A 15,258-nucleotide genomic window follows, 5' to 3' on the forward strand; every position below is an offset into this window, starting at 1 on the left:
CAGCCGAAGGCTGGGGGAGCACCGCACCGGACGCCGCGAGCTTCCCGGCAAACCCTTCCGGTCACGGCACTAGAGCACGAACCCGGCCGGGAAGGGGTCGTCGGGGTCCAGCAGGTACTGGGCGGTGCCGGTGATCCAGGCCCGGCCGGTGAAACTGGGCAGCACCGCGGGCCGGCCCGCGACCTCGGTGGTGCCCAGCAGGCGTCCGGTGAACCGGGTGCCGATGAAGGACTCGTTGACGAACTCGGTGTGCAGGGGGAGTTCGCCCCGCGCATGCAGTTGCGCCATGCGCGCACTGGTCCCGGTGCCGCAGGGCGACCGGTCGAACCAGCCGGGGTGGATCGCCATCGCGTGCCGGGAGTGCCGGGCGCTCGCCCCGGGCGCGTACAGGTGGACGTGGTGGCAGCCGCGGATGGACGGGTCCAGCGGATGGACGGGTTCGTCCTGCGCGTTGACGGCGTCCATCAGCGCGAGCCCGGCGGCCAGGATGTCGTCCTTGCGGGAGCGGTCGAAGGGCAGCCCGAACCGAGCCAGCGGCAGGATGGCGTAGAAGTTGCCGCCGTAGGCGAGGTCGTAGGTCACCGTCCGCCCGTCGGGCAGCGTCGCCGTGCGGTCGAGCCCCACCGAGAAGGACGGCACGTTGTGCAGGGTGACCGCCTTCGCCGCTCCGCCCTCCACGGCGACCTCGGCGACGACCACTCCCGCCGGGGTGTCGAGGCGGATGGTGGTGACCGGTTCGACGACCTCGACCATGCCGGTCTCCACCAGGACCGTGGCGACGCCGATGGTGCCGTGCCCGCACATCGGCAGATAGCCGGAGACCTCGATGTAGAGAACACCCCAGTCGCAGTCGGGCCGGGTCGGCGGCTGGAGCACGGCGCCGCTCATCGCGGAGTGCCCGCGCGGCTCGTTCATCAGCAACTGCCGTACTTCGTCCCGGTGTTCGCGGAAGTACAGCCGCCGTTCGTTCATGGTGGCGCCGGGGACGGTGCCGATCCCGCCGGTGATCACGCGGGTGGGCATGCCCTCGGTGTGCGAGTCGACGGCGTGCAGGACGAGTGAGCTGCGCATGGGCTCCGCCTCCTTGTGGGTCCGCGCGGTGGATGACGTACCTCGGGGCCGTACAGGCCCTAGGCGAGGCCCGCGGCGACGGCCTTCTCGGTGGCGGCCCGGATCGCGGCATCCTGGCCGGGCAGCAGCGGCATGCGGGGTGGCCGGACCGGTCCGCCGTGCCGTCCGACGACGTCCATGGACAGCTTGATCGCCTGCACGAACTCGACCTGGGAGTCCCAGCGCAGCAGCGGATGCAGTTGGCGGTACAGCCGCCGGGCCGTGTCCAGGTCCCCGTCGACGGCCGCGTGGTACAGCTCGACGCTCGCGGCGGGCAGCGCGTTGGGGTAGCCGGCCACCCAGCCCTTGGCGCCGGCGATCGCGAGTTCCAGCAGCACGTCGTCAGCGCCGATCAGGAGGTCGAGTTCCGGGGCGAGTTCGGCGATGCGGTAGGCGCGCCGGACGTCTCCGGAGAACTCCTTCACGGCGTGGATGTGGCCCTCGCCGTGGAGTTCCGCGAGGAGTTCCGGCACCAGGTCGACCTTGGTGTCGACGGGGTTGTTGTACGCCACGATCGGCAGGCCCGCCCGCGCGACCTCCGCGTAGTGGGCGAGCACCGAACGCTCGTCCGCCCGGTAGGCGTTGGGCGGCAGCAGCATCACCGCGCGGCAGCCGGCGTCGCGGGCCTGCTCGGCCCAGCGGCGGCTCTCGGCCGAACCGTAGGCGGCGACGCCGGGCAGCACGCGCCGTCCGCCGACCGCGGCGACGGCCGTCGTGACGACCCTGGCGCGTTCCTCGGCGGTGAGCACCTGGTACTCGCCGAGCGAGCCGTTGGGGACGACGCCGTCGCACCCGTTGGCGACCAGCCAGGCGCAGTGCTCGGCGTACTTCTCGTGGTTCACGGAGAGGTCGTCGTTCAGCGGCAGGGCGGTGGCGACGAGGACGCCGTGCCAGGGACGGGGGTCGGTCATGAGGGTCCTTCCTCGGTGGTGGGCGCGGGTTCCCGGGCGAGGACGCCGAGCGGTACGGGACGGGCGAACGGCCTTCTGTCCGGGCGCGGTTCGCAGCCGGCCAGGCCGGCGACGGCCGGTGCGCACATCCGGCCCTGGCACCAGCCCATGCCGGCCCGGGTCAGGAGTTTCACGGTGCGGACGTCGCCGGCCCCGAGCTGCTCGACGGCCTCGCGGACGGCCCCGCCGGTGACCTCCTCGCAGCGGCACACGACGGTGTCGTCGGTGATCCGCTCGGTCCAGTGGGCGGGCGGCGCGTACACGGTGTCGAGGGTGGTGGCGAAGGCGCGCAGCCGGGTGCGGGCCCTCGCCGCGGCGGCCCACGCGCGCGGGTCCGGTTCCGTGCCGCGCAGCCGGGCGGCGGCGGAGCGTCCGGCGATGTGGCCCTCGGCCAGCGCGAGGGCCGCGCCGCCGATCCCGGTGCTCTCGCCGGCGGCCCACACGCCGGGCACGTCGGTGCGCTGCTCGGCGTCGACGCCGACGTGTGTCCCCTCCAGCCGGCAGCCGAGGCCTCCGGCGAGGTCGGTGTGCGGGAGCATGCCGTGGCCGGTGGCGAGTGTGTCGCACGCGATGCGGCGCCGTGTTTCCGGACGGGCACGTCCGTCGCGGTCGAGCGCGGCGACCGTCACCGCCTCCAGCCGGGCGGTGCCGTGCGCCTCGGTGACGGTGTGGCCGAGGAGGGTGGGGACACGGTGCCGGAGCAGCCGGAGGGCGTACCCGGCGCCTTCGGCGGCCTTGTCCGGGCGGGCCGACAGCGCGGCGGCCCGCCTCAGGAACGCCCCTGGCGTGGCGGACTCGACGAGGGCGGCGATCTCGACCCCGGCGGCGGCGAGGCCGGTCGCCACGGGCAGCAGCAGCGGGCCGGTCCCGGCGACCACGGCGGTGCGCCCGGAGACCGCGAGGGTGCCCTTGAGCATGGCCTGGGCGCCGCCCGCGGTGACGACGCCGGGGAGGGTCCAGCCGGGAAACGGCAGCACCTTCTCGTAGCCGCCGGTGGCCAGGAGGACGGCGTCGGCCCGCACGCCGACGGAGTCCTCCTGCTCCGGGCCGAACAGGGCGTGCACGGTGAAGCCCGCGTCGCGCGGCTCGATGAACCAGACGTGATGGTCCGTCAAGTGACTTACTGTACGCGCCTGTTGGTGGGTCCGGAGGGCGTCACGGAGACGTTCCCAGGTGCGCCCGCCGTGCTGCGGGGACTCGGGGTGGCGGGCGCGCAGGGCGGCGGCCGGCTGCCGGTAGAACTGACCGCCCGCCTCGGCCGCCGAGTCGATCAGGGTGACGCGGACGCCGTGGGCGGCGGCGGCCACGGTCGCGGCGAGACCCGCCGGGCCGGCGCCGATCACGGCGAGGTGCGGTCGTTCAGTCACCGTGGCCCGTTCCCTCCTGGGTGCGGATCGCGTCGCCCGGGCGCAGCGGCACCAGACAAGCGCGTTGGTTGGGGCGGCCGTTGACGGTCAGCAGGCAGTCGAAGCAGACGCCGATCCCGCAGAGGACCCCGCGCGGGCGGCCCTCGCGGCGGGTCGTGCGCCAGGCGGTGACACCCGCCGTCCAGAGCGCGGCCGCCACCGTCTGGCCGGGCAGCGCCTCGATGTCCCGGCCGTCGAGGGTGACCGTGAAGGGCACCCCGGGATCGGCCCGGGTCGGGTCGACGGGGTCCGTCATGCCGCCTCCTCGGTGAACCGGTCGGGCCTGAACGGCCGCAGGTCCAGGTCGGGTCGTGTCCGGGTCAGGAGCTGCGCGATCAGGTGCCCGGTGCCGGTGGCGAGTCCGATGCCGGCGCCCTCGTGCCCGCATGCGTGCAGCAGTCCGGGGACCCGGGGGTCGGCTCCGACGGCCGGCAGGTGGTCGGGCAGGTAGGGGCGGAAGCCGAGGTAGCCGCGGAGGGCGCGGACCTCGGCCAGGAAGGGGAACAGGGCGGTCGCGCCCGCCGCCAGGGCCCGTACGGCGGGCAGCGAGAACGACCGGTCGAAGCCGACCCGTTCGCGGCTTGCGCCGATCAGGACGGGTCCGGCGGCCGTGCCCTCGACGACCGGTGAGGTCTGGAGGGCGGCCGAGTCGCTGGCCACGTCGGCGACGTACTCGGCGGCGTACACCTTGTGGTGGATCCAGCGCGGCAGGGGTTCGGTGACCAGGACGAAGCCGCGGCGCGGGAGGACGGGCAGGGCGGTGCCCGCGAGCGCCGCGACGTCCGCGCCCCAGGTGCCGGCGGCGTTGACGACGGCCGGAGCGTGGATGTCGCCCCGGTCGGTGCGCACCGCGCGCACCGTCCCGTCCGGTGTGCGCAGTACGTCCGTCACGGTGCGGCCGGTGAACAGGCGGGCCCCGGAGGCCCGCAGGAGACCGGCGGCGGCGAGCGCGGGCATGACCTGCCCGTCCTGCGGATAGCGCACGGCACCGGGCAGGCCGGGGGCGAGCCGGGGTTCGAGGTCGTACAGGGCGTCCGCGTCGACGGGTTCGGCGGCGACTCCGGCGGCACGCTGGCCGTCCGCGAAGCGCTCCAGGGCGGTCAGCGATCCGGGCGAGGTGGCCACCACCAGTCCGCCCTTGGCCTCGTACTCGACGGCGGGCCCGAAGTCCCGCGCCAGCAGGCCCCACAGCCGGGCCGACAGGAGCGCGAGATCCAGTTCCGGGCCGGGTTCCTTGTCGGAGACGAGGAGGTTCCCCTCCCCCGCGCCGGTCGTGCCGCCGGCGACCGGGCCACGGTCCACCACGACGACGTCCAGGCCGGCACGGGCCGCGTAGAAGGCGCAGGCGGCGCCGACCATACCGGCCCCGACGACCACGACATCGCAGGTCAGAGACTGACTCACGGCAGTACTATGTCACATACCCCTGCTCGTGACCATGGTGCGCGGACGACCGGGACGGGGTCGGGGCAGCCCGGTGAGGGACGGGACCGTGGAAGAAGAGCCGCGATCATTCGCCCACGACGAGCACCGGCACCGGGCCCTCGGCAGGGGAAACGGCTCCGGCGCCGTCGGCGACCTGAACGCCGACGGAGCCGGAAGCACCGGGGCCGTTACGCGTCGGAGGACGGCACGACGCTCAGATGGCCGGCGGCACGGCGGGCGCGACCCGGCCGGCGCGGGGCGGGCGACGGGCGCCGGGCCGAACGCAGGATCAGCGTGAGCCTCGTGTAGCCCATCTCGCGCAGGGTGCGGGGGGTTTCGTCGACCACCCGGCAGTCGGTGGCGCCCCAGCGCGGGTCGGGATGCAGCACCGGGCGGACCGCGCCGTCCAGTTCCGCCGCCCGCTCACCGACCGCGCGGATCCAGTGCGGCAGGCCCTGGCGGAAGGCGGCCTCCATGATCGGGTCCTGGGCGATGTCCCGGCGGATGGACTGGAGTCCGTGGTCGCCGGCGTTGCGCTCCACGGCGGCCGCGAAGTGCGCCAGCATCGGCAGACACCAGCGCGACTCGTGCTCGCCGAGGACGGAGCCGGCGTCGGGATGGAAGAGGACGAAGCGGAGGAAGTTGTCGCCGGGCATGGCCGTCGGGTGGGGGCCCACGCCGCCGAAAAGTGACTCGAAAGCGGTGTTGGTCACCACGACGTCCCAGCGGTGGTCGAGCACCACGGAGGGAAAGGGGACCGCCGCCAGGAGGGTGGTGTAGTCCTGGAGGTAGGCCTGGGCCTCGGGAGTGTCGGGGACGGGCCGCGGTGCGGACCGCTGCCCTCCTGCCTGATGCGCCATCGGGAGGTCACCCCTCTTGCCTATGCGGCCTTCACGCGGCGCCCTGATCCTGCTGCCCCGACACGATCGGTGTCAACTATCGTGGCATTTCATGCCTGTTGACGGCTGAAATTGGCCACAGTTGTGGCGAGACCTGGATGTGAGTTCGAACCACCCGCTACTCTCCGGGAAGTTCACGGCAAGTGTGTGTGGTGTGAGAAGCCTGTGAGAGACGTAGGAGATCTGTCGGTGTCGGATGGCTTCGAAGGTCCGGGCAACGCGGCGTCGGCTGTGCTGCCGGGCGTCGTCGCCCGCGTCACCGCACTCGCCGACCGGCTCGGAGTACCGCACGCGGAGATCTTCGACATCGGCCGGCTGTCCGTCGCCTCCGGCGTCCCGGACCCCGTGGTCAAGGCCCTGCTGAGCGGCCGCCCCGCCGGTGAACCGGATGTGCAGGCCCGCTTCCTCCAGCGCCTGGACCTGCTGCGCCGCACCCGTCTGAAGCCCAACCGGCGCAAGTACACGCAGCAGGAGATAGCCGACGGCGCGGGCATGTCCCGGCAGCAGGCCGGCGCCCTCATCAACGGCGACCGGCGCCCCACCATGGAGCACTGCGACGCCATCCAGCGCTTCTTCCGCGTGCACGCCGGGTTCCTCACGGCCGAGGACCCCGAGGCGCTCGCCGGGGCCCTCCAGCGCACCGAGCAGGAGCTCCTCCAGAGGCTCGCCGAGCGCGAGGCGGCCCAGCCCGCCGAGGACCCGCTGGAGCGGCTGTTGCAGGACCACGGCGTCCGCGGGATCGCCTGGCGGGCCGCGCAGCTGCCCACCGACCAGCACCGCGACAAGGTCGCGGAATGGCTGGACATGCTCTTGGAGAGCGTCAAGCGGCCAGAGTCGTGATCCGGGAGAGAACTGTGGGCATCGGCAAGGAAATGCGCCGTCTGTGCGGCGAGCTGGTCGCGGAGCTGACCCTGCCCGCGCCGGCCCCGCCCGCCGAGCTGTACGGCGCGCTGTGCGCCGCGATGAGCAGACGCCGCGGCCGGCCCGTCCGCTTCCGTACGGCCGCCTTCCCGGCAGGGACCGCCAGCGGACTGTGGCTCGACATGGCCGACCAGGACCTCGTGGTGATCGAGGAACGCACCGCCCCCGACCACCAGTTGGTGATCCTCGGTCACGAGCTGTGGCACATGAAGGCCGGGCACTGCGGCCATCACGTCGCCGGGGCCGCGGTCGCGGCGCGCTTACTGGACGACGAGGCGGACCTGCAGGCGACCGTGCTCAGGGTCGCCGCACGCAGCCGCTTCGACCTCGCCGACGAGCGGGAGGCCGAGAGCTTCGGTCTGCTGCTCGCCAGCAAGTGCCGTACCTGGCTCGCCGGTTCCGCCCTGCGCGGTCCGGTGCAGCGCGACCACCTGGCGGGGCGCATCGAGGCGTCGCTTGGATACCTGGGCCCGAAGGGCTGAGCGAAACCGCACAGGCCCGTCCGACTCCGCCCCCTCGCCCGCCCTCACCTCCCCTCAGGTCGCGCTGCGTTCGCTCGCCTCCCGCAGATCACGCCGCGTCGCACGCCTGGTTCCCGCGCCCGAGCGGCCCGCCGGATCGCCGGGGCGGCCGTCGCGCAGCAGGTCGCGCCAGTGCTCGCGGCTCCAGTCGGCCGGCGCGGTCGTACCGGTGAACTCCTCGACCAGCGCGACGAAGCGGGCGGGATCGGTGTGGAACGGGAAGTGGCCCGCGCCCTCGAAGATCTCCAGGCGGCTGCCCGGCATCGCGTCGCGCGCGCCGTACGCGTGCCGCACCGGCACCACGGAGTCCCGGTCGCCCCACAGCAGCATGGTCGGCATGCCCTCGGTCAGATAGCAGCGGTCCAGCATCGTCACGACCTGACCTCGCCAGTCGACGACCGCGCGCAGGGTGCGGATGAAGGCGTTGCGGGAGGTCTCGTCGGGCAGCGCGTCCACCAGGGTGAGCAACTCCGGTGCGTCCTGGCCGAGGTCGGTGTCCAGGAGCTTCAGCAGGCGTGCCACCAAGCCCACCTGGAAGCGCATGCCCGGCAACCGCAGCGCGGACAGCATCAGATGGGCGCCCGGCAGCGACACCAGCCGCAGAACGGGGTTGACCTCCCGGCCCACACCGCCCGCGCTGACCAGGATGAGCCGCTCGGTGCGCTCGGGGAACTGGTAGGCGAACTGCATGGCCACCCCACCGCCCAGCGAGTGCCCGACGAGGGTCGCCGACTCGATGCCGAGGGTGGTGAGCAGGTCGCGGACCCCGTTCGCGTACGCGGCCACCGAGTAGTCCGCGCGCGGCTTGCCGGAGTCGCCGTGGCCGAGCAGGTCGGGGGCGATCACGGTGTGGGTGCGGGCGAGGTCGGGGATCAACTCGGCCCAGGTGGCGGAGGAGTCGCCGATACCGTGGATCAGCACGAGCGCGGGGCCCTGGCCGGCCATCCGGTAGGCGCGGCGGTAGCCGTGCACCATGCGATGGCGCAGCTCGGTCTTCCTGCCGTCCACCGGGCGCAGCCGTACGGTGTGCGCCCGGTGCCGGCGTGGGGCGTCGACCACGTGCCTCGCCTCCCGTTCCGTGGCCGCGGAAAGCGGCCGAAAGCCCTTCACTCCAGCGTAGGGCCCCTGTCGGCCGGCGGATTTCGGTGAGGTTTCACCTCCGCTAAGCGCCCGGGGCGGCGCGTGGGCTCCCCTGGCCGGGGGACGTCGGACCGGATTGTCAGTGGTGCGCGGCAAGCTGGAGGTGCGCCACCGCTGTGCGGCGGCGTGCGCGCCGCCGGGCGCGTGACCGACGACGCCGACGCGGGGAGAGCCGACCGATGCAGACCACCGTACTGACCGACCGCGAGCGCACCGCCGTGCAGGCCTATCTGCGGCTGCTGCACACGGTGCGGGCCGCCTTCGACGTGGACGGCCCGCCGTCCGGCCGCCGACCACCCGTCGTCCCCCCGGCGGTCCTGGCCGAGGCGGAACGCGCCCTGGCCGACGCGGGACTGACCGGCAACGAGGAGGAGTTCTTCCGCCTCCTCCAGGTGTGCTGCCCCGGAGGCTGACCGGGCGCAGGCACGACGGCGGTCCGGGCGGGACCGCGAGGGGGCGGCCGGCCCGTGGCACGAGGGGGGTCCAGGCGGTGACGCGACGGCAGTCCACTCGGGGCCATGACGGGGCGGTCCGGCCGGTGGCGGAACGGGCGCCGACGTGGCGGGCGCTCCAGCCGGTGGCACCGCGGCGGAACGAGCCGGGCCGTGACAGGCGGTCCGGCCGGTGGCGCGGCGGCGGAACGGGCCGGGCCGCGCCGCGTTCAGGGGTGGGGCACCGTGACGGCCGTGGCCACCAGGCCGTGGCGTACGGTCCAGCGGCCGTCGAAGAACCCGAGCCGCCGACCGCCCACGAGCGGGCCGGGTATGAGGAGTTCGGCGCGGAAGGTGCCGCCGGGCCGTTCGCCGGGGGTCACGGAGATCTCGATGTCGGCCTCCGTGAACTCCAGCCACAGCCCGGTCAGCGGGAACCACGCCTTGTAGACGGACTCCTTGGCGCTGAACAGCAGCCGGTCGAAGTGGACGTGGGGATGCCGGCGGGCGAGGCGGCGCAGCCGGTCCTCCTCGGCGGGCAGGGACACCGTGGGCAGGACGCCCTCGGGCAGCGGCAGATGGGGTTCGGCGTCGATGCCGAGCCCCGCGAGGTCGGCGGACCGGGCCAGGGCGGCGGCGCGGTAGCCGTCGCAGTGGGTCATGCTGCCGATCAGGCCGGCCGGCCAGCGCGGGGCGCCGCGTTCTCCGGGCAGCACGGGCTGCGGCGGCACGCCGAGCTTCTCCATCGCCTGGCGGGCACACGCGCGTACGGCGGCGAACTCACGGCGCCGCTTCGGCACCGCCTGGGCGACGACGGCCGCCTCCTGCGGGTACAGGAAGGCTTCCCGAGGGCCGTCGTCGCCGTGGGCCTCCGCGGTCACCACCAGGTCCGGCAGGAGTTCGTGGATCACGCGTCCGGGTCCTCGCTCGGCAGGATGCGGCGCAGCCGGCCCGGTGGCTCGGGGCGCTTGCGCCACTCGCGGGGGTATCCCACCGAGACCTCCTCGAAGCGGACGCCCTCGTGCCAGGTGGTGCGCGGGATGTGGAGATGGCCGTACACCATCGTCTCGACGCGGAAGCGGCGGTGCCAGTCGGCGGTCCGCCGGGTGCCGCACCACATGGCGAACTCGGGGTACCACAGGACGTCCGTCGGATGCCGGTCCAGCGGATAGTGGTTGACGAGGACCGTGGGCAGGTCGCCGGGCAGCTCGGCGAGCCGGCGGGCGGTCGCCTCGACCCGGGCCCGGCACCAGTCCTCCCTGGTCGGGTAGGGATCGGGGTGCAGCAGGTACTCGTCGTTGCAGACGACGCCTGTCCCGTGCGCGTACGCCAGCCCCTCCTCCTTGGTCGCGCAGCCGGCCGGCAGGAAGGAGTAGTCGTACAGCAGGAACAGCGGTGCCACGGCCACCGGGCCGCCAGGGCCCTCCCAGACGGGGTAGGGGTCCTCGGGCGTGGTCACGCCGAGTTCGCGGCACAGGGCGACGAGGTGCTCGTAGCGGGCCAGGCCGCGCAGGGTGACGGGGTCCTTCGGGTGGGTCCACAGCTCGTGGTTGCCGGGAACCCACAGCACCCTGCGGAAGCGGCCCGCGAGCGTCTCCAGGGCCCAGCGGATGTCCGCCACGGTCTCCGCCACGTCACCGGCCACCAGCAGCCAGTCGTCGTCGGAGCCGGGGCGCATCTTCTCGACCAGGGCGCGGTTCTCCTCGTACCCGATGTGCAGGTCGCTGATGGCCAGCAACTGTCCGGCACCACCGGCCGTCGACGTCACCTTCGCCCCCTCCGCGCGCACGAATGGGACCACGACAACACATCCACGATGCTTGTACAAGGCGGCCCCCCGCCACTCCCGGCCGCTCCGTCGCGCCCCGGGGAACAGCGGTGCGGACGGCCCGGCGGCGGCTGTGCGGACGGCCCGGCGGCCGCGGTGCGCGCCGCCCCGGTGATCGCGACCGCGACACGGGCGCCGGCCGGGGCTGGACATGATCGTAAAATCCGTAACACGCACGTTGCACGGCGCACCCCCGGGAAGCCGTATGATCGCCCCAACACCTCCGCCACGCCTGTCCCTCGCACGGGGCGGTTCGGTGTCCCTCCATACCACCTGGCCGGGCACGGCCTGCTTCGCCGTGCCCGTGAACCTGAAAGGACGGCCTGCATGGTCTCTCGCGTACGCGTCTGGCTCAACCGCACGTACGCGGAGAACGTGTTCTTCATGGATCAGCTGCGGAGAAATCCCAGCGACCGGGCCGTCGAGATCCATGCCACGCACGGCGACGCGGACTCCCCCGTGCTGGCCGCCGCGGACACCGCCGACCTGGAGCCGGAGGGCCTGTCCCCGGCCGCGTACGTGGAGTACGCGCTGGACCAGTGCACCCGTCGCGGCATCGACGTGTTCGTGCCCCGGCTGCACCAGACGGCGATCGTGGCGCACCGCGCCGATTTCGCGGCGGCCGGTACGGCGCTGCTCGCGCCGCCGCCGGAGGCCGTGGCCGTCTTCCACGACAAGGTCATCGCCTACGAGGCCGTCAAGGCCATCGGCGGGCCCGTCCCGCCCTGGTGGCGGGTGCGCACCGCGGACGAACTCGTGTCCGCCGTCGAGGAGTTGGAGGCGGGCGGGCACAAGGCGTGCTTCAAGCCGGCGTCCGGCGCGGGCGGGGTGGGCTTCCGGATCATCACGCGTGCCCCGTTCTCGCTCGCGCACTTCAACGGCTTCCCGAGCCCCTACGTCCCGCTGGACGTGGCCGTGGAGGCGCTGCGGCAGGCCGAGGAGCAGGTGGACTGGCTGGTGATGCCGCGGCTGGAGCAGCCGGAGGTGTCGGTGGACTGCCTCACCGGTCCCGACAACCGCGTCCGGCTGGCCGTGGGCCGCACCAAGAACGGCCGGCGCCGCGGGTTCACCCTGCACGAGCAGTGGCTGGAGCCGGCGCGCCGGATCGCGGAGGGCTTCGGGCTGCACTACCTGTCGAACATCCAGTTCCGGATGTTCGGCGAGACGCCCGTCCTGATGGACGTCAACACGCGACCGGCGGGCGGCCTGCACCAACTGTCACTGTGCGGCATCAACGCCCCTTGGTTGGCAGTGCAGTTGGCGCTCGGTGACGATCCGGGTGAGATCACTCCGCCGTTCCTCGGCCAGGACTACACGGTGGTGTCCGGGGCGCGTCCGCTGCGGCCGGTGTCCGTCCCGCACCAGCGGATCGACGACACGGAGCCGCTGCTGCCGGCCGTGCCGGCGCCCTCGCCCGCGGCGGCCGAACCGGCTCCGGTCGACTCCGTCGCCAAGGCCGCGGAGGCTCTGCCCTTCTGAAGACTCTCACCGGTATGGACCAATTCGACGTCAACTCTTGACACCCGGATTGGTCCATACCAACTTGGTTGCGCATCGTTCTGCACTTCCCTGCACTCCCGAACACCCCCATTCTTCAGGGAGACCGCGTGCGCAACCCACTCAGACGTCCCGGACGTCGGCTTCTGGCCCTCCTCGGCTCCGCCGCACTCGCACTCGCCGGAGCCATCGCCCTGCCCGGCACCGCCCAGGCGGCCAACGTGCTGCCCAACCCCGGCTTCGAGTCCGGGAGCCTCTCCCCCTGGTCCTGCACCGGCAACCTCGGCTCGATCGTCTCCTCACCCGTGCACGGCGGCTCCAAGGCCCTCGCGGGAGCGGTGAGTTCGAGCGACAACGCCCAGTGCAGCCAGACCGTCTCCGTACAGCCGAACACGGCGTACAAACTCACCGGCTGGGTGCGCGGCAGCTACGTCTATCTCGGCGTCGACGGCGGCGCCTCCACCTGGACGTCCTCCCCCGCCGCCTACAGCCAGTTGAGCGTGTCCTTCACGACCGGCGCGTCCCAGACCAGCGCCACCGTCTACGTCCACGGCTGGTACGCGCAGGGCACGTACTACGCCGACGACGTCAGCCTCGACGGCCCCGGCGGCGGGGGCGGCTCGGACAGCCAGGCACCCACGGCTCCCGCGAGCCTCAGGTCCACCGCGAAGACCTCCTCCAGCGTGTCGCTCGCGTGGAACGCCTCCACCGACAACGTCGGAGTCACCGCGTACGACGTCTACAGCGGCTCTAACCAGGTGCTGAGCGTCTCCGGTACGACCGCCACGGTCAGCGGACTGTCGTCGAGCACCGCCTACTCCTTCACCGTGAAGGCGCGGGACGCCGCCGGGAACACCTCGTCTGCCTCCAACTCCGTGAGCGTCACCACGGACGCGGGCACCGGCGGCGGCACCGGCTTCAAGCAGGCCGCGCCGTACCTGTACCTCGGCTGGGGTGATCCGCCGAGCGCGAGCTCGGTGATGAGCTCGACCGGGATCAAGTGGTTCACGATGGCCTTCATGCTGGACGCGGGCGGCTGCAACCCGGCCTGGGACAGCACCCGTCCCCTCACCGGAGGCACCGACCAGAGCGTCATCAACCAGATCCGCTCCGCGGGCGGTGACGTCGTGCCCTCGTTCGGCGGCTGGCAGGGCAGCAAGCTCGGCGCCAACTGCTCCTCGGCGAGCGCGCTCGCCGGGGCCCTGCAGAAGGTGATCGACGCCTACGGCCTGAAGGCCGTCGACATGGACATCGAGAACACCGACGAGTTCGAGAACGCCACCGTCCAGGACCGCATCCTGACCGCCCTGAAGACGGTCAAGGCCAACAACCCCGGCCTGCGGACGATCGTCACCTTCGGTACCAGCACGACCGGACCCAACTACTGGGGCAACCGGCTCATCGAGCAGGCCAAGGCGCTGAACGCCGGCATCGACGTCTTCACGATCATGCCGTTCGACTTCGGCGGCGGCTCCGACATGTACGGCAACACCGTGAACGCGGCGGAGGGCCTGAAGACCAAGCTGAAGTCGACTTTCGGCTGGGACGACGCGACCGCCTACGCGCACATCGGCATCTCCGGCATGAACGGCCTGTCCGACCAGCAGGAGAACACCACCCCGGCGATCTGGACCCAGATCCGCGACTGGTCCAACAGCCACCACATCGCCCGTCTCGCCTACTGGGCGGTCAACCGTGACCGGCCGTGCGCGGGCGGCGGAGTGGTGAGCAACTGCTCCGGCATCAACCAGAACACCTGGCAGTTCACGTCGATCACGGCCGGCTTCACCGGCTGAACCGGACCGGCGGCGCGGCAGGCGTGGGGTGCACGGCCGGGCACCCCACGCCGGCCCGCGGTGCACGGCCTCAGAACCGGCCCGACCCGCGGTACAGCTCCAGTTCCCCGTCCAGTTCGACCTTGAGCACGGTGGCGTGCGGGTCGAGGTCGGACCCGGCGGGCGGGTCGACGAACAGCACCCCGACGGCCTCGTGCAGCCCGCCGACGACCCGGTGGCCGAGCCGGGTGCCGGTGCCCAGCACCGTGACCCGGCTGACCGGCGTGACGAGACCGCGTATGCCGATCTCGGCGCGCGGGATGTCGAACAGGGTGAGGTAGAGGGTGCGCCTGTCGGCGGACAGCGTGCTGGGCCCGTAGTGGTGCCCGGACGGAAGCCCGCGGACCGTGCCGTACACGGCCTCGGAGTGCTTGCGGATCCACTCCCCCAGACCTTCGAGGCGCTCGACCTGCGGCTGCGGGATGGTGCCGTCCTCCGTCGGGCCGACGTCGAGGAGCAGGTTGCCGCCCCCGCCGATCGTCTCGCTGAAGTAACGGATCAGCTGGCTCAGCGACTTGTGGTTGTGGTCGGCGTGCTGGTAGCCCCACGAGTCGTTGATGGTCAGGCACAACTCCCAGGGTCCCGGCGGTGGTTCGATGGGAGCGCCCTGCTCGGGGGTGGCGTAGTCGCCCTCACTGAGCATGCGGGCGTTGAAGACGACGTCGGGCGCGTACGAGCGGACGAGCGCGGCGAGTTCGGGTATCCGCCACTGCTCCTCGCTGCGCTCCCACTCGCCGTCGAACCACATCAGGTCGGGGCGGTATCGCGAGGCGAGTTCCCTCACCTGGCCGTCGCGGTAGGCGATGAACCGCTCCCAGGCGTCCAGGTCCTCGTCCTCGGCGGCGACCTCGGAGTAACGGTTGTCCGCCTGCTCCGGGGGCCGGCCCGGCTTGCGGGTGGAGGCGTAGTCGGGGTGGTTCCAGTCGGAGTGCGAGTAGTAGAAGCCGACCTTCAAACCCCTCTCGCGCAGGGCCTCGGCATAGCCGGTGAGGTAGTCCCGGCCCAGGTGGAGGTCGCCGTACGCGGTGTCCCACAGGGCGACGCCGTCGTGGTGGCGGCTGGTGAGGACCGCGTACCTGGCGCCCGCCCGGGCGAAGAGGTCGGCCCAGGCACGCGGGTCGTACCGGGCGCCGGTGAAGCGGCCGAGCTGGGACATGTACCGCTCGTGCGGCACGACGCCGTCGTAGAACGACCAGGACTCCTGGACGCCGTCGACGGCGTAGATCCCCCAGTGGACGAAGATCCCCAACTTGGCGTCGGTGAACCACGGCTGTACGGGCATGGCTGAACTCCTC

14 protein-coding genes and 1 pseudogene are annotated in these 15,258 nt (G+C 72.7%); 5 read left to right on the forward strand and 10 right to left on the reverse strand.

The window, feature by feature from the left end; all coding sequences use genetic code 11:
• Positions 1-69 precede the first annotated feature (69 nt).
• From ABZT03_RS30250 to ABZT03_RS30275, 6 genes are all read right to left on the reverse strand, one after another.
• Positions 70-1,071, reverse strand: coding sequence for a proline racemase family protein (locus ABZT03_RS30250; protein ID WP_356045197.1), 1,002 nt, complete (start codon positions 1,069-1,071; stop codon positions 70-72).
• Positions 1,072-1,130: 59 nt separating this feature from the next.
• Complete coding sequence (locus tag ABZT03_RS30255) at positions 1,131-2,021, reverse strand: dihydrodipicolinate synthase family protein (protein WP_356045199.1); 891 nt, start codon at positions 2,019-2,021, stop codon at positions 1,131-1,133.
• Positions 2,018-3,427 carry an NAD(P)/FAD-dependent oxidoreductase gene (locus ABZT03_RS30260; protein ID WP_356045202.1) on the reverse strand — a complete coding sequence of 470 codons (1,410 nt, stop codon included), beginning with the start codon at positions 3,425-3,427 and terminating at the stop codon, positions 2,018-2,020. The genes ABZT03_RS30255 and ABZT03_RS30260 overlap by 4 nt, the downstream gene beginning before the upstream one ends.
• Entirely contained in the window at positions 3,420-3,722 is a 303-nt protein-coding gene (locus ABZT03_RS30265) for a (2Fe-2S)-binding protein (protein WP_356045205.1), read from the reverse strand. Before ABZT03_RS30265 ends, ABZT03_RS30260 begins: the two co-directional genes overlap by 8 nt.
• Entirely contained in the window at positions 3,719-4,870 is a 1,152-nt protein-coding gene (locus ABZT03_RS30270) for an FAD-binding oxidoreductase (protein WP_356045208.1), read from the reverse strand. Before ABZT03_RS30270 ends, ABZT03_RS30265 begins: the two co-directional genes overlap by 4 nt.
• 209 nt (positions 4,871-5,079) lie before the next feature.
• The gene (locus ABZT03_RS30275; protein ID WP_356045211.1) at positions 5,080-5,751 is read right to left on the reverse strand and encodes a hypothetical protein; all 672 of its coding nucleotides are present in this window, start codon (positions 5,749-5,751) and stop codon (positions 5,080-5,082) included.
• Between the two features lie 228 nt (positions 5,752-5,979).
• Here ABZT03_RS30275 and ABZT03_RS30280 point away from each other — a divergent pair, with 228 nt between their 5' ends.
• On the forward strand, positions 5,980-6,630 hold the full coding sequence (locus tag ABZT03_RS30280) for a helix-turn-helix transcriptional regulator (protein ID WP_356045214.1): 651 nt from the start codon (positions 5,980-5,982) through the stop codon (positions 6,628-6,630).
• Between the two features lie 32 nt (positions 6,631-6,662).
• Positions 6,663-7,193, forward strand: a complete 531-nt coding sequence (locus tag ABZT03_RS30285) for a toxin-antitoxin system, toxin component (RefSeq protein WP_356045276.1) — start codon at positions 6,663-6,665, stop codon at positions 7,191-7,193.
• A gap of 54 nt (positions 7,194-7,247) precedes the next feature.
• On the opposite strand, the gene ABZT03_RS30290 is transcribed toward ABZT03_RS30285, so the two are convergent.
• A complete protein-coding gene (locus ABZT03_RS30290) occupies positions 7,248-8,207 on the reverse strand; it encodes an alpha/beta hydrolase (protein WP_356045279.1) in 960 nt (319 codons plus the stop codon).
• 344 nt (positions 8,208-8,551) lie between these two features.
• Between ABZT03_RS30290 and ABZT03_RS30295 the strand changes: the two genes are divergently transcribed.
• Positions 8,552-8,785, forward strand: a complete 234-nt coding sequence (locus tag ABZT03_RS30295; protein WP_356045216.1) for a hypothetical protein — start codon at positions 8,552-8,554, stop codon at positions 8,783-8,785.
• Between the two features lie 248 nt (positions 8,786-9,033).
• On the opposite strand, the gene ABZT03_RS30300 is transcribed toward ABZT03_RS30295, so the two are convergent.
• Together ABZT03_RS30300 and ABZT03_RS30305 are read right to left on the reverse strand one after the other, a co-directional pair.
• The gene (locus tag ABZT03_RS30300; RefSeq protein ID WP_356045219.1) at positions 9,034-9,714 is read right to left on the reverse strand and encodes a 4'-phosphopantetheinyl transferase superfamily protein; all 681 of its coding nucleotides are present in this window, start codon (positions 9,712-9,714) and stop codon (positions 9,034-9,036) included.
• Positions 9,711-10,571, reverse strand: a complete 861-nt coding sequence (locus tag ABZT03_RS30305; RefSeq protein WP_356045281.1) for a metallophosphoesterase — start codon at positions 10,569-10,571, stop codon at positions 9,711-9,713. Before ABZT03_RS30305 ends, ABZT03_RS30300 begins: the two co-directional genes overlap by 4 nt.
• Before the next feature lie 387 nt (positions 10,572-10,958).
• On the opposite strand from ABZT03_RS30305, the gene ABZT03_RS30310 reads away from it, so the two are divergent.
• Positions 10,959-12,110, forward strand: a complete 1,152-nt coding sequence (locus tag ABZT03_RS30310; RefSeq protein ID WP_356045221.1) for an ATP-grasp domain-containing protein — start codon at positions 10,959-10,961, stop codon at positions 12,108-12,110.
• Positions 12,111-12,238: 128 nt separating this feature from the next.
• Positions 12,239-13,924: a carbohydrate binding domain-containing protein gene (locus ABZT03_RS30315; RefSeq protein ID WP_356045224.1), complete on the forward strand. Its 1,686-nt coding sequence runs from the start codon at positions 12,239-12,241 to the stop codon at positions 13,922-13,924.
• A gap of 70 nt (positions 13,925-13,994) precedes the next feature.
• Here ABZT03_RS30315 and ABZT03_RS30320 read toward each other — a convergent pair.
• Positions 13,995-15,248: pseudogene (locus ABZT03_RS30320) on the reverse strand (alpha-L-fucosidase); the annotation flags it as partial.
• Between the last annotated feature and the right edge of the window lie 10 nt (positions 15,249-15,258).

Source organism: Streptomyces sp. NPDC005574, from assembly GCF_040605435.1.
Taxonomy (GTDB): Bacteria; Actinomycetota; Actinomycetes; order Streptomycetales; family Streptomycetaceae; genus Streptomyces.